Below are 18,280 nucleotides of genomic sequence, written 5' to 3'. Positions count from 1 at the left end.
GCCTCATTGTCCCAGACGCTGTTTGGCCGCCTCGCGGATTGCCGTCAGCGTGCTGCGACTGGTCGAGACATCGGTGGACAGGCGCAAATGCAGCAGCGTCGGCTTGCCGGCGCGCAGCACGGTCTGCAGCGCCGGTGCGAAGTCCTCTGTGTGATCGACACGCTGGGCAGCCCAGCCATAGGCCAACGCCAGTTGCACGAAATCGGGGTTGAACAGATCGCTACCGGAGACCCGGCCCGGGTACTCGCGCTCCTGGTGCATCCTGATCGTGCCGTAGGTGCCGTTGTCGACCACTACCGAGATCAGGCGCTTGGCGCCATAGCCGGTGGCGGTGGCCAGCTCCTGGCCGGTCATCAGGAAATCGCCATCGCCGGCAATATTCACGACCCAGCGCTCGGGATCGAGCAGGCTGGCGGCCACCGCCGCCGGCACGCCGTAACCCATCGCGCCCGACGTCGGGGCCAGCTGGGTGCGGCCATGCTGGTGCAGCGCCGTGTATTGATGGAAGCGGTGCAGCCAGCCGCTGTAGTTACCAGCGCCATTGGTGAAGATCGTGCCCTCGGGCATCGCCCGGCTCAGGGTCTTGACGACCTCGGCCATGTCCAGCGGGCTGACCGGCTGGGGGGCCAGATTCGCTTGGTAGTCGGCATGGGCCTGATGCGCCCATTCGGTCCAGGCGACGCTGCCCGGAGCCTCCAGGCTTTCCAGTGCGTGGGCCGCGCAACTCATGCTTGCATTGATCATCAGATCGGCCGCATAGACACGGCCCAGCTCCTCGGCGCCGGCGTGGATGTGCACCAGTTGCTGGGTGGGGCGCGGTGCCTGCAGCAAGGTATAGCCGCCGGTGGTCATCTCACCAAGGCGCGGGCCGACTGCGAGGATCAGGTCGGCATCCTGCACGCGCCGCGCCAGCTTTGGATTGATGCCGATGCCGACATCGCCGGCATAGAGCGGATGGCGGTTGTCAAACAGATCCTGGAAGCGGAAGGCACAGCCGACCGGCAGCTGCCAAGCCTCGGCAAAGCGTTGCAGCGCCGCGCAGCTGTCGGGCGTCCAGCCACCGCCTCCGACGATCACCAAGGGCCGCTGAGCCCCAGCCAAGCGTGAGCGCAGATCGGACAGCGCGGCCGGCACCGGCCAAGCCTGGGCCGGTGCGACGCGCGGCAGCACCGGCGCCGCCGTCATCCGGGTCAGCATGTCCTCGGGCAGCACCAGCACGACCGGCCCGGGCCGGCCCTGCAGCGCGGTGTGGAAGGCGCGCGCAATGTACTCGGGCAGGCGGTCGGCGTCCTGCACCTCGCCGACCCATTTGGCCATGCCCAGCGTGCCGGGGCCGAACATCTGGCGGTAGTCGACCTCCTGAAACGCCTCGCGGTCGCGCTGGTCGCTGGCCACCTGACCGATGAAGAGAATCATCGGCGTGCTGTCCTGGAAGGCGGTGTGCAGACCGATGCTGGCATTGGTGGCGCCGGGACCGCGGGTCACGAAGCAGATGCCAGGTCGGCCGGTCAGCTTGCCCTGGGCCTCGGCCATGAAGGCCGCCCCGCCCTCTTGCCGGCATGCGATGAAGCGGATCCCTTTGTCGCGGTGCTCATGAAAGCCGTCCAGCACCGCCAGATAGCTCTCGCCTGGCACGCCGAAGACAGTATCAATACCCTGGGCGACCAGGGCTTCGACCAGCAGGTGGCCGGCCAGACGTGATGAAGTGAGAGCGGGACTTTGTTGCATAGGCCGAATGTAGCGCCGGCTAGAGCCGGCGCCTATTGGCGCTTATCGGCACCTAGGCGGTGGCCAGTCGCGTGCGGGCGATGCGCAGACCGACTAGGCCGGCCGACGCAATACCCAGGCCCAGCGCGGCGGCCGAGCCGGCGAACACGCCGGCCGGATGGCCACCGTCCAGCAAGGCGCCGAACACCGGCGCAGCCAGCGCGAAGCCGACATCCAAGCCCGAGTACACCGTGCCGTAGACCCGGCCGGTGGCACCTGGGGGCGCAGCGCGCTTGATCAACATGTCGCGCGAGGGTCCGGCCAAGCCGGTGCCGAATCCGGCCAGCGCGGTGGCCGCCGCTGCCACCAACGGTGGCAGCCAGCCGGCCGCGACCAGCAGCAGCAGGCCAGCAGCCAGCGCCATCGCCATCGCGATCGTGCGCTCCAGGCGCTGCACCCTAGCGACCAGAAAACCGCCGATCACCATACCCAAAGCGCCGCACAGCATGTAGCCAGTCACCACATAGGCGGTCAGGCTCAGCGGCAGGCCATACATCTGGCCCAGGGCCGGACTGGCAAAACTCTGGATCGCGCTCAGCGCGGCGGTCGTGAAGAAAAAGAAGGAGAAGCACAGCCAGACGGAGGGCAAGCGCAGAAAAGCCATCGGATGTTCCGCTTTGACACCCGCTGCCGGCTTGGCATGGCCCCAGGACCCCTGGCTGTCGTCGATGGCCTCTCGCTTGAAGAACAGCAGCGCGATCACCGCCAGCGCCACCAGACCGGTGCCCAGATAGGCATAGCGCCAGTTACCGGTGGCCTCGGCGATGCCGATCGAGAACACCGGCGCCAACGCCCAACCCAGATTGCCGGTGATGCCATGCACCGAGAAGGCATGGCCCAGGCGAGGCTGCGAGACGCGCTTGTTCAAAATCGTGAAGTCCACCGGGTGGAAGGGCGAATTGCCGAGCCCAGCCAGCGCCGCTGCCAGCATCAGCCCGCCAAAGCCCGTCGCCATGCCAGCCGCGACCGAGGCCAGCACAAAGCAGGCCAAAGCCGCGAACAGCACCGGCCGTGCACCGCGCTTGTCCACCAGAAAACCGGCCAGCGCCTGGCCGATGCCCGAGATCACGAAAAAAGTCGTGACCAACAGCCCCAGCTCCGAATAGCTCAGCCCGAAGTCCTTGATAAAGGCCGGAAACAGCGGCGGCAGCAGCATGTGAAAGAAGTGCGAGGTGCCATGAGCCAGGCCGATCAAACTGATCGTGCCGTAGTCGCGCCGGGCCTGGGCGCGGCCGTCAAGGGTGAGGGAGGCGGTGTTCGTCGTCATGGCGTCAATGTAGGCGCCGCAAGCGCGGCCGAGTTACGATAGATCGCCAAGCTTTATCGAAATTACGCCAATGGCCTCTCCACGCCGCAGCCTGCCGCCCGCCGACCCCAGCCGCTACGCGCCGAGCCCGGAGCGCCCGCTGCGCGGCAAGGCGCGGCTGATGGAGCACCAAATGGATATTCAGCCACACCAGCACGACTGGGGCCAGCTGGTGTTCTCAGTGGGTGGGGCGGTACGCGTCAGCACCAGTGCCAGCACCTTCATCGTGCCGCCCTCGCGAGCGGTCTGGATAGCGCCGCGCATCGTCCATGCCGTCTCGGCCATTGAGCGGGCCGATCTGCGCACGCTCTATCTCCATGAGAGCCTGACGCGTGCATCGGCCTGGGCGCAGTGCCGGGTGCTGGAAGTCTCGCCGCTGCTGCGCGAGCTGGTGCTACAGCTGCCCACCGACCCCAACGCCGCCCCCGACACCCCGAACGAACGTGAACGCGAGCGCTGCATTACCCATCTGATCGTCGACGAGCTGGGCCGCGCGCGCAGCTTGCGCCTGGGCGTGGCCCTGCCTCAGGACAAACGCCTGTTGCGTCTGTGCCAGGCCATCATCGAAGACCCGGCCCGCTACGCGAGCCTGGCCGACTGGGCCGCCGAAGTCGGCGCCAGCGAGCGCACGATCTCGCGGCTGTTCCGCGAGCAACTGGGCAGCGGCTACGGCCAATGGCGCAGCCAGGTGCTGCTGGCCCATGCGCTGTCGATGGCCGCGCGGCAAAAGCCGATGAGCCATATCGCCGCTGAGCTGGGCTATGCCAGCGCCAGCGCCTTCACCGCCATGGTGACGCGCACTGTGGGCATGCCGCCGAGCCGGTTCTTCGCCGAAGCCTAAAGCCGCTGACAAGGCCTGCAGGCCTTGTCAGCGATAGCGAGCCAGTATGGTCTTGAGCTGGCCACTCTGGACCAACTGGCGCACGCCAGCATGGATGCGCGCGGGCGCCATCGCCGGCTTGGCCGAGAGCAAGCAATGCGTTGTCACCGAATGCACAGTCTGAAGAGGCTTGAGCCGCTGCGTCGTCGGCTGGCTCTTGTTGAACCAGTCGACCATCAGGCTGTTGGCCACGGCCAGATCGGTACGGCCCAGCGCCAGTTTCTCCAGCACGCGCTGCTGGCTGGGGCCGTCATCGCGAAGCAAGCGGCCGCTGCGCAAGGCAGCATCCAGCGCGGGATAACGATAGCTGATCACCAGGCCGACGCTCAAACCCTTGACGCTGTCCAGATCGATCGGGGCGGCCTCCTTCGATCCGGGTCCGGCCAGCAGCAGATCGTCCAGCACCAGAAGCGGCACGCTCCAGCGCTCGGCCACCACCGGCTTGTCAAACCATGCCGGTGCCAGCAGGCAGTGCAGGTCGACCTGGCCATTGTCCAGCGCGGCATCGACCCGCTTGGGCGGCAGGATCGTGATGCGAGCCTCGGCCCCGGCATTGGCTGCAATCTGGTTCATCATCTCGAACAGAATCCCACCTTGCAGGCGTCCAGCGACGACATGCGCGAACGGCATGGCCCACGCCTGGCCCAGCGCAAAGCGCAGTACCGGTACAGAAACTGGGCCGGGCGGCGCGGCCTGTGCCGCCTGCGCACCGAGCAGCAGGCCGGCGACAAGCCCGGCTGTCGTCTTTCTCCATCCACCTCGCATGAGATCGCAGTCTAGGGCATGCATGCCCCTGCGCCGGATCTGGCGGTGCCGCTGGGATACCATTTCCCCATGGAACAGGTTTTATTCGACTACACCCGCCAGGACGCCGAAGGCGCCAGCTGCACCGCCCATGCCTGGGCCAAGGTGCCGGCGCCCTTGACACCCAGCCAGCGTGTCACGCTCAAAGCCCGCGCCGCAGCGCTGCTGAAGGCCCGCAATGCGATGCTGGTCGCGCATTACTACGTGGACGGTGATCTGCAGGATTTGGCGCTGGAGACCGGCGGCATCGTCTCTGACTCGCTGGAGATGGCCCGCTTCGGCCGTGACCACGCGGCCCAGACCCTGATCGTCGCCGGGGTGCGCTTCATGGGCGAAAGTGCAAAGATCCTGTCCCCAGAGAAGCGCGTGCTGATGCCTGACCTGGACGCGACCTGCTCGCTGGACCTGGGTTGCCCGGCCGATGAGTTCGCGGCCTTTTGCGACGCACATCCGGACCGCAAGGTGGTGGTCTACGCCAACACCAGCGCGGCCGTGAAGGCGCGCGCCGACTGGATGGTCACCAGCTCTTGCGCGCTGGAGATCGTGGCCGAGCTTAAGGCAAAGGGCGAGAAGATCCTGTGGGCGCCGGACCGCCATCTGGGTCGCTACATCCAGGAGCAGACCGGCGCCGACATGCTGATGTGGAACGGCGCCTGCATCGTGCACGATGAGTTCAAGGGTCTGGAGCTCGACCTGCTGAGCGAGCAGCATCCGCACGCGATGATCCTGGTCCACCCCGAGTCGCCCAAGAGCGTGGTCGACAAGGCCCACGTCGTGGGTTCCACTTCGGCACTTATCAAGGCCGTCGTCGAAGGCACAGCGAAAGAATACATCGTCGCCACCGACAACGGCATCCTGCACCGCATGCGCCAGCTGGCACCCGGCAAGACCCTGATCGAGGCGCCCACCGCCGGTAACAGCGCTACCTGCAAGAGCTGCGCGCACTGCCCGTGGATGGCGATGAACGGGCTGCAGGGTGTGATCGACTGCCTGGAGCTGGGCCAGGGTGAAATCCACATCGACGAGCCAGTGCGGGTCAAGGCGCTGGGCTGCATCACACGCATGCTGGACTTCACTGCGGAACTGAAAGCCCGGACGGCCGGCATGAAGACGGGCATCGGGGCAGCCTGAATAAGGGGGGATGGCGCCCGTTTTTCGGCCGCAGGGAGCGCTATAAAGCGAATACGCTTGTGCGATCCACAGAAAGACGAGACGCCTCATGACCGACTTCAGCTCGCTCTACAACCACCACGAACGCGAGGTGTTCAACGCCGTCGCAACGGTGGCCCCTCAGTTTCCGGCTATCAGCAGCAACGATCTGCTGGTCGACGTGGCCTGTGTGGCGCTGAACCGCCTGCCGCCGCGCTACATCCGCCACGAGGTGGATTTCTCCTTCTACCTGACCGAGCATGAGCGGTTGGAGATCGACGCCGCCATCAGCGAGGCGGTCACCTATGCCTTCAACTTCGTGCAGGCACGCACCGCGCTGCGCGCGCGGCGCTGAGCCCCAGCCTTCAGGGCGCAAGCCCGGCCAGGGCGAACCAAAGCAGCACGCTGATCGCGCCAGCCCCCAGCAAGAGCGCGAGTAGCAAGCTCACTCTGAACGGCCGCCCGGCAGGCGCGTGCTGCACGGAGCCACTGCGGTCGCGCAAGGGTCGGCCCAGCAAGCGGCTGGCCGCCTTGAGTTCGGCGAGCAGTTCCTCGCGCTCGTGAAATACAGCCAGGTGCAGATGCTGGGGTGGCGAGCCCGGTGCCACGACGATCAGATAGGCGATGTAAGTTTCCTGCGCGTCGTAGCGCGTCGTGCTGCCTTCGTCAACAACATCGCGCTGACGCTGATGGGAAATCAGGCGCCCTTCGACACTGTCGATCTGCCTGGCCGGATAGCAACGCCAGAACTGGCAGTAGGCGATGCCCCAGCCTGCCCACACGTCGCGGCGCACAGGGTCGACCGCCCAAGCACGCACCAGCAGCGCTTGACCCAGGCCGCTCGCCAGCAGCATCACGGCGCCCCAGGCCAGCGCCAGCCGTGCCACCGGATCAAGCGAGCGGTCAGCGTCGAATGCCGCCAGAGCGGCAGCCACGCTCCCCAGACACAGCAGCAATCCTAACGCGAGCTTCAGCGGCCCGAGCGACCTGCCGAACGCGCCCAGGGTTTGCAGATGAGCGCGTGGCGGACGCCTGCAGGATGGGTCGGTTGGATTTGTAGACAAGGCTGGTGCTCAGCACGGCGTGCAACGGGACCAAGCCTTGTAGCGCATGCAGCGCCAGCTATCAAGACCTGACCCCCAAGGCTTTATGTCGTTTTCAGCCTCCGCGCAGACCCCGCTCGGCGATCAGCACGGTCGGGAAGCTGACCGGCAGCGTGCGCGGATAGTCGCGGCTGAAATGCAGGCCACGGCTCTCGTGGCGCAGCAGCGCCGAGCGCACGATAAGTTCGGCGCAATCGACCAGATTGCGCAGCTCAAGCAGATCGCGGGTGACGCGGAAGTTGGCGTAGTAGTCGTCAATCTCGCCGCGCAGCAAATCGATGCGGTGCAGCGCCCGCTCCAGCCGCTTGGTGGTCCGCACGATGCCCACGTAGTTCCACATCAGCAGGCGCAACTCGTCCCAGTTGTGGGCAATCACGACTTGCTCGTCGGCGTCCTCGACCTGGCTTTCGTCCCAGGCCGGTAGTGGCGCCGGACCAGGTGTTGCCAGGCCCAGAATGTCGGCCGCGCAGGTCTGACCGAGCACCACGCACTCCAGCAGCGAATTGCTGGCCAGGCGATTAGCGCCATGCAGGCCGGTATAACTGGTCTCACCGACCGCATAAAGCCCCGGCAGATCGCTGCAGCCCTTCAGGTCGGTGACGACACCACCGCAAGTGAAATGCACTGCCGGCACGACCGGAATCGCCTGGCGCGCGATATCGATGCCCAAGCTCAGGCAGCGCGCATGGATGGTCGGAAAATGCTCCTTGAGGAAGGCCTCACCCAAGTGCGTGGCGTCCAGCCACACATGGTCCAGGCCGTGCTTCTTCATCTCGAAGTCGATCGCGCGGGCGACGATATCGCGCGGCGCCAGTTCCATGCGCTCGTCATGCGCGGCCATGAAGCGCGTGCCATCTGGCAACTTCAGATGGCCGCCCTCGCCGCGCAGCGCTTCCGTGATCAGGAAGCTGCGCTCCTGCGGGTGGTAGAGGCAGGTCGGGTGGAACTGGATGAACTCCATATTCGCAACCCGGCAGCCTGCCCGCCAGGCCATTGCGATGCCATCGCCGGTGGAGGTGTCGGGGTTGGTCGTGTAACGGTAGACCTTGCCGGCGCCACCGGTGGCCATCACAACGGCGCGCGCGGCCAAGGTCTCGACGCGGCGGCTATCGATGTCCAGCGCGTAGATGCCGTAGCAGCGCGGTTGCTCCTCGCGCTGCACATGGCGCGATGTGATCAGGTCCAGCGCCATCCAGCGCTCGCGCAGCGTGATATTCGGGTGGGCATGGGCTGCGGCCAGTAACTGGTCGTGGATGGCCTTGCCGGTGGCGTCGGCAGCGTGGGCGATGCGGCGCACCGCATGGCCGCCCTCGCGGGTCAGATGCAGGCCCAACGGGCCATCGTCGTCCGGCGTGAAGGGCACGCCCTGCTGCACCAGCCATTCGACCGCCTGGGCGCTGCGCTCGGCGATGAAGCGGGCGGTGGCCTCATCGACCAGGCCGGCGCCGGCGTCCTGGGTATCGCGCACATGGCTCTCGATACTGTCGTCGCGGCCCAGTACACCGACGATGCCGCCCTGGGCCCAGGCGGTGGCCGCCTCGGTCAGATCGCGCTTGGCCAGCACAATGACGGGGACAGCATCGGCCAGATGCAAGGCCACGGTCAAACCGGCCAGGCCGGCACCGACGATCACCACGGGAGCTGCTGCAGTCATTCAGGCGGCCGCCATTTGCGTGGCGTCATCAAACAAGGAACCGTTGATTCTAAGTAGTGATCGACGTCCGGATAATCAGACGTATGAGCGCTCTGCCCCGCATCGCCTGCCCCTTGTGCAGCGGCCTTGACCTGCTGGTCCTGCCCGCCGTGCGCGCTCGCGCCTACCGCCAGTGCCCGGTTTGCCGGCTCAGCTTCATGCACCCGGTCGACCGCCCAAGCCCGAGCGCCGAGAAGCAAGAGTACGACCGTCACCGCAACGGGCCCGGGGACAGCCACTACCGGGCCTTCCTCGACCGGCTGGCCCTGCCGCTCGCGGATCGGCTGCAGCCTGGCGATGAGGGTCTGGACTACGGCTGCGGCCCCGGCCCGGTTCTGGCAGCGATGCTGAGTGAACGAGGCTTTCCCACATCCGCCTATGATCCGATTTATGCGCCTCACGCCGGCCTGCTGCTGCAGCGCTATGACTTCGTCAGCTGCACCGAGGTGGCCGAGCACTTCCACGACCCGGTGGCCGAGTTCACGCGATTAGACGCGCTGCTGCGCCCAGGTGGGTGGCTGGGCCTGATGACCCAGTGGCGCCTACCGGAGCGCGACTTCGCAGCCTGGCGCTATGTCCATGACCCCACGCATGTGTGCTTTTACGAGCGCACCACGCTGGACTGGATTGCCCGGCGTTGGGGTTGGGCGCTGCAATGCCCGGCCGCGAACATCGCCTTGTTCCGAAAACTCCCTAGCCCGAAGGATGCAAGCTGGGGCGCCGCTGCCTAGAGTCCTTGCCAGCGGCACGTCGTGCCGCCCGAGCAGTTCTAGGAGACTTCCATGGCCACAGCAAGGAAAAAGAGCGCCGGTGCCCCCGACGCCACGGCACGCAAGTCGGTGATCGTCACCTTTAAACCCAAGGACAAGCGCAAGAACAAAAAGGCAGACAAGCTCGAGCTGCTTGCCAGCAGCTGCCCGCGCAGCGAAAGCCTGGAGTTCTTCGACGTCGGCAGTGCCTCGGCCTTCACGATAGGCTCACCGGGCCTGCCTGGCGGCCTGGACAGCGATCACATGGGCTTCGACATCAATTTGTTCGAGGCCCCGATCCTGACGCTGACCCTGAGCGATGCCGAGATCAAGGCGCTCAAGAGCAACCCCGACGTCGCCGCCGTCGAGACCGATGGCTGGGCCTATGCACTGCCGATGGAGACCCTGGTGTTCGAGGGCCAACCCTCGGTAATGGCCGAGACGGTGCCGGTTGGCGTGTCGCAGATCAAGGCGCCGCCGGCTTGGGGCTGCTCGCGCGGACGAGGCATCAAGGTCGCAGTGCTGGATACCGGCATCGACTGGAACCATCCCGACCTGAAGGCCAATGTGAAAGGTGCGGTCAGCTTCGTGCCCGGCGAGACCGCAATGGACGGCAACAGCCACGGCACCCATTGCGCCGGCACGATTGGCGCGACGATCAACGGCGCCGGCGTGGTCGGGGTCGCGCCCGAGGCCTCGCTGTACGGGGTCAAGGTGCTGGCCAACAACGGCAGTGGCCAGTACAGCTGGATCATCGCCGGCATCAATTGGGCGATTCAGAACAAGATGCAGATCGTCAGCATGAGCCTGGGCGGCGGCGGCGCGCCGGCCGCGCTGGAGGCGATCTGCGACGCCGCCTACAACGCCGGCGTGCTGCTGATCGCGGCGGCCGGCAATGCCGGCCCAGGCATGGGCACGGTCGGCTACCCCGGCAAGTACAAGCGCGTGATCGCGGTATCGGCCATCGACAACAGCAATGTGATCGCGTCCTTCAGCAGTCGAGGCCCAGAAATCGAGATTGCCGCCCCGGGGGTGCAGGTGCTGTCTACCGTACCGGGCGGTGGGTACGGCCAGAAGAGCGGCACCAGCATGGCCTGCCCCCATGTGGCTGGAGCGGCCGCCGTCGTCTGGGGCGCACACCGCTTCGCGAGCAACACGCAGATCTGGAACCTGCTGGCCAGCACCGCAGATGCGCTAGGCCCGCCAGGATGGGATCCGCTGTACGGCTATGGCCGGGTCGATGTGGACCAGGCGGCGCTGGCCATGGCGCCGGCCGCGGCCGTGGCCTTCAAGCCCTGAGCCAGCGGACCGGCCGGTGGAACTGCGGCTGCTGAGCCTGGTGCCCGACGCGCCGCTGCCGCAGCGCGCGCCGGCTTCGACACGGCCGGCCGTGCCACCCGGCTACGGCGTGCAGGAACATTGCATGCCCTTCACGGCGGCCTGCGCGTTGGGCCTGCTCGTGCCGGCCCCATTTGACTTTGGCCTGTGCCTGCCCGTCGAGCTGCCGGCCGGCGTACAGGGCTTTCGCGCGCCGGGACCACGCGACGCCGCGTCCGAGGATCAGCGGCTGTTCTACGTACGCGACCGGGCCAGCAGCCGCTTGCGCGCCAATGCCTACAGCTTTGATCCCCTGCCCTTTGACGACGAGCGCGGCGAACGCGCCGAGTTGCGGCCGGTGCAGCCGGGGCTGAGTTTCTTCGAGCGGCCCGATCAGGCCGGACTGTTCAAGTTGCATCTGCCCTGGGTGCTGCGCACGCCGGACGGCATCGACAGCCTCTACGGCCCGCCGCTGAACCGGCCGGCACCGCTTGAGTTGCTGAGCGGCCTGATCGAGAGCGATTGGTACGCCCACCCGGTCAACCTGGTCGTTCGCAGGCCCGCCACCGGTGCACTGCACATCCGCGCCGGCCAGATCATTGCCCAGGTCCTGTTCGTCGCACGCGACAGCCGTCGCGCCCAAGTGCAAGCGCTGTCGGCCGACAGCGCAGACGCCCAGGCCCTGCGCAACGACCTGCTGCGCTGGTTTGTCGCACACCGCCAGGACCGCAGCGCCTACCGCCGACTGGCGCGCAGCAAGCAGGGACGGCTCGACGGCGCCAAAGACTAAGGGTTGAGTAAGGCGTCCAGCGCCTGCATCTGACCATCCAGCTCGATGCGCTCGACATCATCGCGCTGGGCCAACGCCAGCGCCTGGGCCGCGCTCATACGGCCGGCTGCCATGCGGATCGCGTCGACGGCGGTCTCCACCTTGAAGGGCAGCGCCCCCGCCCCCGGCGCCAGCGTCACGATGAAGGGCAGCGGCTCGGCCACATCCTGCGCGGCCAGTGAGCGCAGGCGGGTGGCCAGATCGGCAGCGAGCTCGGCAGGCATGGCGGTCCCCTTCAAGGCCAGGATCGCCCGAGTCTAGTCCTCAATGGACGACCCGCCCGAACTGGAACTCCCCATCGGCAACATCGACCGGGATCACATCCTTGGGTCCGAAACGGCCTTGCAGAATCAGCTTGGACAGCGGGTTCTCGATGCGCTGCTGAATGGCGCGCTTGAGCGGGCGAGCGCCGAACACCGGATCGAAGCCGACCTTGGCCAGCTCGTTCAGGGCCGCCGGGCTGACGTCAAGCTTCATCTCCATTTTTTCGAGCCGCTGTTCGAGGATCTGCAGCTGGATACGGGCGATGTCCTGGATGTGCTTCTGATCCAGCGCGTGGAAGACCACTGTCTCGTCGATGCGATTGAGAAACTCGGGGCGGAAGTGGGCTTTGACCTCGCCCCAGACCGCATCGCGTATCACCTCGTCGGATTCGCCGACCAGATTCATGATGTGCTGCGAGCCGAGGTTGCTGGTCATCACAATCACCGTGTTCTTGAAGTCCACCGTTCGGCCCTGACCATCGGTGAGGCGACCGTCGTCCAGCACTTGCAAGAGCACGTTGAAAACGTCGGGGTGCGCCTTCTCAACCTCGTCGAGCAGCAGCACCGAATAGGGCTTGCGGCGAACCGCCTCGGTCAGGGTGCCGCCCTCCTCGTATCCGACATAGCCTGGGGGCGCGCCAATCAGACGGCTGACCGAGTGCTTCTCCATGAATTCGCTCATGTCGATGCGCACCAGATGGTCCTCGCTGTCAAACAAGAAGCCAGCCAAGGCCTTGCAAAGTTCGGTCTTGCCGACGCCGGTGGGGCCGAGGAAAAGGAAGGAGCCGAGCGGCCGATTCGGATCGGACAGACCAGCCCGCGAGCGGCGGATCGCATCGGCCACCGCGACGATAGCCTGCTCCTGACCGACGACGCGCTGGTGCAGTTTCTCTTCCATCTGCAAGAGCTTGTCGCGCTCGCCCTGCATCAGCTTGGCCACTGGAATGCCGGTCGCACGTGCTACGACCTCGGCGATCTCTTCGGCGCCAACGAGGGTGCGCAAGAGCTTGTTGGGCGTGCCTACGCTGCCATCCGCGCCCTTGCCCGACTCCTTGGCTTGAGCCTCGTGCAGTTTCTTCTCCAAGGTCGGCAACCGGTCGTACTGCAGCTCGGCGAGCTTGTTGAAGTCGCCCTTGCGCTTCAGGTCCTCGATCTGCAGCTTGATGCGCTCGATCTCCTCCTTGACGTGGGCGCTACCCTGGGCCTGGGCCTTCTCGGAGGTCCAGATCTCTTCCAGGTCGTTGTACTCGCGCTGCAGCTTGAGCAGCTCCTCCTCGATCAGCGCGAAGCGCTTCTGCGAGCCTTCGTCCTTCTCGCGACGGACCGCCTCGCGCTCGATCTTCAGCTGGATCATGCGACGATCGAGCTTATCCATCACCTCGGGCTTGGAGTCGATCTCAATCTTGATCTTGGCCGCGGCCTCGTCGATCAGATCGATGGCCTTGTCAGGCAGGAATCGGTCGGTGATGTAGCGATGGCTCAGCTCGGCTGCGGCGATGATGGCCGGGTCGGTGATCTCGACGCCATGGTGAACCTCGTACTTCTCCTGTAAGCCCCGCAGGATCGCGATCGTCGCCTCGACGCTGGGCTCATCGACCAGCACCTTCTGGAAGCGCCGCTCCAGCGCCGCGTCCTTTTCGACGTACTTGCGATACTCGTCGAGCGTGGTCGCGCCAATGCAATGCAGCTCGCCCCGCGCCAGCGCGGGCTTGAGCATATTGCCGGCGTCCATCGCGCCCTCGGCCTTTCCGGCCCCAACCATGGTGTGCAGTTCATCGATGAAGAGAATGATGCGGCCCTCGTCCAGCGCCACCTCCTTCAGCACGGCCTTCAGACGCTCCTCAAAGTCGCCGCGGTACTTGGCTCCGGCCAGCAGGCCCGCCATATCCAGCACCAGCACGCGCTTGTTCTTCAGCGACTCCGGCACCTCGCCGTTGACGATGCGCTGGGCAAGACCCTCGACAATGGCGGTCTTACCCACGCCCGGCTCGCCGATCAGCACCGGGTTGTTCTTGGAGCGACGCTGCAGCACCTGGATGGCGCGGCGAATCTCGTCATCGCGGCCGATCACCGGATCCAGCTTGCCCTCGCGAGCACGCTCAGTCAGGTCCAGCGTGTATTTCTTCAGAGCCTCGCGCTGACCTTCGGCCTCGGGGCTGTCGACCTTCTGGCCGCCACGCACCGCCTCGATCGCGCCCTCCAGCGCCTTGCGTGTCAGGCCATGGCCGCGCGCGACGCCGGCCAGATCGGTCTTGGCGTCACTGAGCGCCAGCAAAAACATCTCGCTGGCGATGAACTGGTCGCCGCGCTTGCTGGCCTCCTTTTCGGCGGCCTGCATCAGGCTCATCAGATCGCGGCTGGGCTGGACCTGCTGGCCCTCACCTTGCACCTGTGGATAGCCAGCCAGCACCGTGTCCAACGCGGTCTTCAGCGCCGCTACCTTGACACCAGCGCGCTCGAGCAGCGCACGCGGTCCGTCGGGCTGGGCCAGCATCGCGCCCAGCAGATGGGCCGGCTCGATATAAGGGTTGTCGGTTGTCACGGCCAGGCTTTGGGCCTCGGCCAGAGCTTCCTGAAAGCGGGTGGTGAACTTGTCGACACGCATGGGATAAAACCTCCGTTGCCCGGCAGATGGGACCCAGCGTCCGCTTTTCAAGGCGCGGAGGCCTTGCGCCAGATCAAGTCCGCAGCAGCTGATGCATCAGCTTGAGCCCCAGCGCCGCCGCGCCCAGCGAGCCCAGCACATGGACCGCCGTGTGCGTCAGCGCCAGGCCGAACTCGCCGCGTTGCAGCAGACTCAGCGACTCGCCCGAGAAGGCCGAGAAGGTCGTCAGCCCGCCTAGAAAGCCGGTCACCAGCAGCAGCTTCAGCAGCTCATCGGGCTGACGGCCGAACCACTCCAGCGCCATGCCGATCAGCAGCCCGCCGACCACATTGACCAACAGGGTTCCCAACGGAAAACCCTGCCAGCTGGCGTTGAGCCAGAGCCCGGCGCGCCAGCGCGCCAAAGCCCCCAGCGCCGCCCCCAGGGCCACAGCCACGGCGGCGCTCATGCCGCGTTCCCGGCCTCGATACCCCAGCGCCGCAAGGCCGCATCGTCCGCCACCCGCGCGTCCACCCAATTGGCGCCCTCGGGCGTGTGCTCCTTCTTCCAGAACGGTGCCTGAGTCTTCAGATAGTCCATCAAGAATTCGCACGCCTGGAAGGCCTGGCCGCGATGCGCGGACGCCACCAGCACCAGCACGATCTGCTCACGCGCCGCTAGCGCACCAACGCGGTGGATCACCCTGGCTGCCCGGATATCGAAGCGCCGCTGGGCTTCGTCGATCATCGCCTCGATGGCCGCCTCGGTCATGCCGGGGTAATGCTCCAGCTCCATCATGCGCACGCTCTGGCCGTGGCTGGCATCCCGCACGGTGCCGACAAAGCTGACCACCGCGCCGACGCCGCCATCGGCAGCGCGCAAGGCCAGGGTCTCGGCCGAGAGATCGAAATCGGCAGTCTGGATACTGACGCGGGGCGGGTTCGGGCTGCTCATGGGCAGATTGTGGCATCCAAGCCGCCCCCGCTGGAGCGGGCGGCAGACGCACAGCCAGACTGCAATCTCAGGGCCAACACCGGGGCGCGGCAAACCTGCAACTTGTAACATTTATCCCCGGTACATGCGACAGGTCTTCAAAACAATGAATAGCGAAAGGAGCGGGCGGGAGGCCTGCGACACAGGCATGACGCAGGAGCTGCGCTCGGCATCTTGGCTGGCCACGCTGTCCTGCGACGAGGTGCCACCGCACACCCAGGCGCTGCTGCGCGAGGGGCGCGAGTTGATCATCGTCGCCGCCTACCGCCAGGCCTATGCCTTGTTCATGCGGGCCAGCCAACAGGCCCATGAAGCCGGCCATCTAGCTGGAGAAGCCCAGGCCCTGGCCCTGCTCTCCTATGCGGCGGGCAATCTGGGCCACAACGAAGAGGCCATAGAGACCGCCATGCTGGCCACCCAGCTGGCCGACATCGGCCAGGACCCGCTGGTCAGCCTGATGGTGCTGAACTACCTGGGCGTGGCCCTGCTGTGGAACGGCAGTCATGATGGCGCCGAGGCTGTGCTCACCCAGGCCTATGACGATGCGCTGCACCATGGCCGGCCCGGCGTGGTCTGGCAGCCGCATATCAACCGCTGTCTCAACGAGGCCTACCGCGCGGTCACGCTGCGCCAGCTGGAGCGCCAGCGCCCAGATGCCAGCCGGCTGCGCCGCCTGATCGACGACTTCGATGCCAGCGCCGAGGCCCTGGGCAAAGTCGATGTACCCGCCTCGCTGATGCAGCAAGGCGTGCTGCAGTGGCTGCGCGCGCTGGCCGAGGGCTGGCAGCATGGCGCGGCAGCGGCCGAGCCACTGGTGCAAGCAAGTGAAGCGATGGCCGCCCGCATGCCCGAGGTGCGCCTGCTGCAGGCCATGCAGCCCTGGCTGCGCTGCGAGATGGCCCTGCTCAGCGATGCGGCGCCGGCGGCGCTGCATGCGGCGCGACAGATGCATGCCTCCTGCCTGCGCATCGAGCACCAGCCCTTGCAGCGCATCGCGCTGCTGCTCAGCAGCGAGCTGCATGAGCAGCAGGGCCAAGCCGGCGAGGCGCTGGCGTGCCTGCGCTTGCTGCAGCGCGGCGAACACCAGATCCGCCAGGTCAGCATGCACCACCGCCGCAGCGTGGCAGCCCTGCATTTCGAGCTGCGCCAGCACAAGCAGGAGGTGCAGCATCTGAGGAGCAATGCGCTGCAACTCAAACGACTGTCGATGGAGGACCCGCTGACCGGCCTGCTGAACCGGCGCGGCATGGAGCTGCTGCTGGCCGAGGCGCTGGCCCGACGTCCCGAGGACGGCAGCGCGCTGTATCTGTCGGTGGTCGACGTGGACCGCTTCAAATCGGTCAACGACCGCTTTTCCCATCAGGTCGGAGACCAGGTGCTGCGCGTGCTGGCCGAGCTGTTCCAGCAGTCGCTGCGCGGCCAGGACCTGGCCGCGCGCTGGGGCGGCGACGAGTTCGTGCTGGCCTTCTGGGCCCCAGACGATGAGCAGGCGGCGGCGGTCGGCGAGCGCCTCAAGCGCGCCGTGGCCGCCTATCCTTGGGGCATGCTGGCCACCGGCCTGTGCGTCAGCGTCAGCCTGGGCCTGACCCGCTCGCGCGGCGAAGACAGCCTGGACAGTCTGCTGCTGCGCAGCGATCTGGGCATGTATGCCGAAAAACGCCAGCAGCCCGCTTGAGCCAGGGTACCGGCCCTGGTTATAGTCAACCCATGCCGCAGCGCCACAACCCGACTCACGCCACAGCCCAAGGCTTGGCCGGCGCCGCAACCGCAGGTTCGAAGAAAAGCAAAAAGCAGTCGCTCATCTGACCGGCACTGCTGCCGCGCTCAGATGAGCGACGGCAGCCCGGGCATCACCTCGGTCCGGCCCTTCCCCCGCTCGTCTTGGCACGGCCTCCCAGGTCAATACCGGAGGACCATCGTGTCTGACAACAATTACAGCGGTCTGTGGATTCCCTTGGTGACCCCGTTCCACCACGATGCCGTCGATCACGCTGCCCTGTCGCAACTCGTGCAGCATCTGAAGGCGCAGCGGATCAAAGGCTTCGTCGCTTGCGGCAGCACCGGCGAGGCCGCCTTGCTCGATGAGCATGAACAGCACGCAGTCCTGGAGACGGTCTGCGAGGCGGCCGGCAGCACACCGGTGATGATGGGCATCTCGGGCCCACGGCCCGGCCAGGTGGCCGCGCGCATGGTGGCCATCGCCAAGCGCTTTCCGGTTTGCGCCTTCCTGCTACCGGCGCCCAGCTATATCCGTCCCAGCCAGCAAGGGCTGCTGAACTTCTTCGCAAGCATTGCCGATGTCGCGCCGGCGCCGCTGGTGCTCTACGACATTCCTTACCGCACAGGGGTCAAGATCGAGCTGAGCACGCTGCTGACCCTGGCCGCGCACCCGAACATCGAGGCACTCAAAGACTGCGGCGGCTCTTTGCAAGCCACCCAGGCGCTGATTGCCGATGGCCGCCTGGCCGTGTTGGCCGGCGAGGACCACAACATCTTCCCGACGCTGGCCCTGGGCGGCACCGGGGCGATCGCGGCCAGCGCCCATCTGCACACGACCCATTTCGTGCGCCTGGTTCAGGCCCTGCGCGACGAGCAGACTGAGACCGCCCGGCGGCTGTGGCAGGCGCTGACCCGACTGATCAACCTCAGCTTCGCGGAGAGCAACCCTGCGCCAATCAAGTCCGCACTGGCGCGCCTGGGCCGGCTGCACAACGAGCTGCGCGCGCCGCTGCACCAGGCCTCGCCCGAGCTGGAGCAGCGGCTGTGGGACGCCTATGGGCAGGCCGGCGAGCAGTTGCAGCATGGAGCCCTCACAGCGGCCGTGCCAGCAGGCTGAACTCGAT

The 18,280-nt window shown here is 66.5% G+C and carries 17 protein-coding genes; 8 read left to right on the top strand and 9 right to left on the bottom strand.

What is annotated here, in order from left to right; translation table 11 throughout:
* Nucleotides 1-3 precede the first annotated feature (3 nt).
* A complete protein-coding gene (locus OOZ63_RS13175) occupies nt 4-1,728 on the bottom strand; it encodes a thiamine pyrophosphate-binding protein (protein ID WP_266005958.1) in 1,725 nt (574 codons plus the stop codon).
* 52 nt (nt 1,729-1,780) lie between these two features.
* Complete coding sequence (locus tag OOZ63_RS13170; RefSeq protein WP_266005957.1) at nt 1,781-3,034, bottom strand: MFS transporter; 1,254 nt, start codon at nt 3,032-3,034, stop codon at nt 1,781-1,783.
* A gap of 70 nt (nt 3,035-3,104) precedes the next feature.
* Here OOZ63_RS13170 and OOZ63_RS13165 point away from each other — a divergent pair, with 70 nt between their 5' ends.
* Nucleotides 3,105-3,914, top strand: a complete 810-nt coding sequence (locus OOZ63_RS13165) for an AraC family transcriptional regulator (RefSeq protein WP_266005956.1) — start codon at nt 3,105-3,107, stop codon at nt 3,912-3,914.
* Nucleotides 3,915-3,941: 27 nt separating this feature from the next.
* Here OOZ63_RS13165 and OOZ63_RS13160 read toward each other — a convergent pair whose 3' ends face one another.
* Entirely contained in the window at nt 3,942-4,742 is an 801-nt protein-coding gene (locus tag OOZ63_RS13160) for a substrate-binding periplasmic protein (RefSeq protein ID WP_266005955.1), read from the bottom strand.
* A 45-nt stretch (nt 4,743-4,787) separates the two neighbouring features.
* On the opposite strand from OOZ63_RS13160, the gene nadA reads away from it, so the two are divergent.
* Both nadA and OOZ63_RS13150 read left to right on the top strand, forming a co-directional pair.
* Nucleotides 4,788-5,888, top strand: coding sequence for a quinolinate synthase NadA (nadA, locus tag OOZ63_RS13155; RefSeq protein WP_266005954.1), 1,101 nt, complete (start codon nt 4,788-4,790; stop codon nt 5,886-5,888).
* An 88-nt stretch (nt 5,889-5,976) separates the two neighbouring features.
* Nucleotides 5,977-6,261: a late competence development ComFB family protein gene (locus tag OOZ63_RS13150; protein WP_137941867.1), complete on the top strand. Its 285-nt coding sequence runs from the start codon at nt 5,977-5,979 to the stop codon at nt 6,259-6,261.
* A gap of 10 nt (nt 6,262-6,271) precedes the next feature.
* Here the strand turns inward: OOZ63_RS13150 and OOZ63_RS13145 are convergent, their stop codons facing one another.
* Both OOZ63_RS13145 and nadB read right to left on the bottom strand, forming a co-directional pair.
* Nucleotides 6,272-6,841 carry a hypothetical protein gene (locus tag OOZ63_RS13145; protein WP_266005953.1) on the bottom strand — a complete coding sequence of 190 codons (570 nt, stop codon included), beginning with the start codon at nt 6,839-6,841 and terminating at the stop codon, nt 6,272-6,274.
* 223 nt (nt 6,842-7,064) lie between these two features.
* A complete protein-coding gene (gene nadB / locus OOZ63_RS13140) occupies nt 7,065-8,663 on the bottom strand; it encodes an L-aspartate oxidase (RefSeq protein WP_266005952.1) in 1,599 nt (532 codons plus the stop codon).
* Between the two features lie 83 nt (nt 8,664-8,746).
* On the opposite strand from nadB, the gene OOZ63_RS13135 reads away from it, so the two are divergent.
* From OOZ63_RS13135 to OOZ63_RS13125, 3 genes are read left to right on the top strand one after another with little or no spacing between them, the layout of a single operon-like run.
* A complete protein-coding gene (locus OOZ63_RS13135) occupies nt 8,747-9,433 on the top strand; it encodes a class I SAM-dependent methyltransferase (RefSeq protein WP_266005950.1) in 687 nt (228 codons plus the stop codon).
* A 51-nt stretch (nt 9,434-9,484) separates the two neighbouring features.
* The gene (locus tag OOZ63_RS13130; RefSeq protein ID WP_266005948.1) at nt 9,485-10,750 is read left to right on the top strand and encodes a S8 family peptidase; all 1,266 of its coding nucleotides are present in this window, start codon (nt 9,485-9,487) and stop codon (nt 10,748-10,750) included.
* A 16-nt stretch (nt 10,751-10,766) separates the two neighbouring features.
* Nucleotides 10,767-11,558 carry a DUF6065 family protein gene (locus OOZ63_RS13125; protein WP_266005946.1) on the top strand — a complete coding sequence of 264 codons (792 nt, stop codon included), beginning with the start codon at nt 10,767-10,769 and terminating at the stop codon, nt 11,556-11,558.
* Here OOZ63_RS13125 and OOZ63_RS13120 read toward each other — a convergent pair.
* From OOZ63_RS13120 to OOZ63_RS13105, 4 genes are all read right to left on the bottom strand, one after another.
* Nucleotides 11,555-11,821: a hypothetical protein gene (locus tag OOZ63_RS13120; protein WP_266005944.1), complete on the bottom strand. Its 267-nt coding sequence runs from the start codon at nt 11,819-11,821 to the stop codon at nt 11,555-11,557. The genes OOZ63_RS13125 and OOZ63_RS13120 overlap by 4 nt on opposite strands.
* A gap of 40 nt (nt 11,822-11,861) precedes the next feature.
* On the bottom strand, nt 11,862-14,465 hold the full coding sequence (clpB, locus tag OOZ63_RS13115) for an ATP-dependent chaperone ClpB (protein WP_266005942.1): 2,604 nt from the start codon (nt 14,463-14,465) through the stop codon (nt 11,862-11,864).
* 73 nt (nt 14,466-14,538) lie between these two features.
* Entirely contained in the window at nt 14,539-14,913 is a 375-nt protein-coding gene (crcB, locus tag OOZ63_RS13110; protein ID WP_266005940.1) for a fluoride efflux transporter CrcB, read from the bottom strand.
* Nucleotides 14,910-15,398 carry a molybdenum cofactor biosynthesis protein MoaE gene (locus OOZ63_RS13105; protein WP_266005939.1) on the bottom strand — a complete coding sequence of 163 codons (489 nt, stop codon included), beginning with the start codon at nt 15,396-15,398 and terminating at the stop codon, nt 14,910-14,912. The genes crcB and OOZ63_RS13105 overlap by 4 nt, the downstream gene beginning before the upstream one ends.
* 187 nt (nt 15,399-15,585) lie before the next feature.
* Between OOZ63_RS13105 and OOZ63_RS13100 the strand changes: the two genes are divergently transcribed.
* Nucleotides 15,586-17,112, top strand: coding sequence for a GGDEF domain-containing protein (locus tag OOZ63_RS13100; protein ID WP_266005937.1), 1,527 nt, complete (start codon nt 15,586-15,588; stop codon nt 17,110-17,112).
* Nucleotides 17,113-17,355: 243 nt separating this feature from the next.
* Complete coding sequence (dapA, locus tag OOZ63_RS13095) at nt 17,356-18,273, top strand: 4-hydroxy-tetrahydrodipicolinate synthase (protein WP_266005936.1); 918 nt, start codon at nt 17,356-17,358, stop codon at nt 18,271-18,273.
* Nucleotides 18,274-18,280: the final 7 nt, after the last annotated feature.

Source organism: Paucibacter sp. PLA-PC-4, from assembly GCF_026241155.1.
In the GTDB taxonomy this organism is placed as follows: Bacteria; Pseudomonadota; Gammaproteobacteria; order Burkholderiales; family Burkholderiaceae_C; genus Roseateles_E.
The sequence above is the reverse complement of the archived record's forward strand: the minus strand, read 5'-3'. Positions and strand labels throughout refer to the sequence as shown.

Coding starts and splice junctions, on each gene's coding strand:
- OOZ63_RS13175 (WP_266005958.1), bottom strand. CDS start 1,728: ATGCAACAAAGTCCCGCTCTCACTTCATCACGTCTGGCCGGCCACCTG.
- OOZ63_RS13170 (WP_266005957.1), bottom strand. CDS start 3,034: ATGACGACGAACACCGCCTCCCTCACCCTTGACGGCCGCGCCCAGGCC.
- OOZ63_RS13165 (WP_266005956.1), top strand. CDS start 3,105: ATGGCCTCTCCACGCCGCAGCCTGCCGCCCGCCGACCCCAGCCGCTAC.
- OOZ63_RS13160 (WP_266005955.1), bottom strand. CDS start 4,742: ATGCATGCCCTAGACTGCGATCTCATGCGAGGTGGATGGAGAAAGACG.
- nadA (WP_266005954.1), top strand. CDS start 4,788: ATGGAACAGGTTTTATTCGACTACACCCGCCAGGACGCCGAAGGCGCC.
- OOZ63_RS13150 (WP_137941867.1), top strand. CDS start 5,977: ATGACCGACTTCAGCTCGCTCTACAACCACCACGAACGCGAGGTGTTC.
- nadB (WP_266005952.1), bottom strand. CDS start 8,663: ATGACTGCAGCAGCTCCCGTGGTGATCGTCGGTGCCGGCCTGGCCGGT.
- OOZ63_RS13135 (WP_266005950.1), top strand. CDS start 8,747: ATGAGCGCTCTGCCCCGCATCGCCTGCCCCTTGTGCAGCGGCCTTGAC.
- OOZ63_RS13130 (WP_266005948.1), top strand. CDS start 9,485: ATGGCCACAGCAAGGAAAAAGAGCGCCGGTGCCCCCGACGCCACGGCA.
- OOZ63_RS13120 (WP_266005944.1), bottom strand. CDS start 11,821: ATGCCTGCCGAGCTCGCTGCCGATCTGGCCACCCGCCTGCGCTCACTG.
- clpB (WP_266005942.1), bottom strand. CDS start 14,465: ATGCGTGTCGACAAGTTCACCACCCGCTTTCAGGAAGCTCTGGCCGAG.
- crcB (WP_266005940.1), bottom strand. CDS start 14,913: ATGAGCGCCGCCGTGGCTGTGGCCCTGGGGGCGGCGCTGGGGGCTTTG.
- OOZ63_RS13105 (WP_266005939.1), bottom strand. CDS start 15,398: ATGAGCAGCCCGAACCCGCCCCGCGTCAGTATCCAGACTGCCGATTTC.
- OOZ63_RS13100 (WP_266005937.1), top strand. CDS start 15,586: ATGACGCAGGAGCTGCGCTCGGCATCTTGGCTGGCCACGCTGTCCTGC.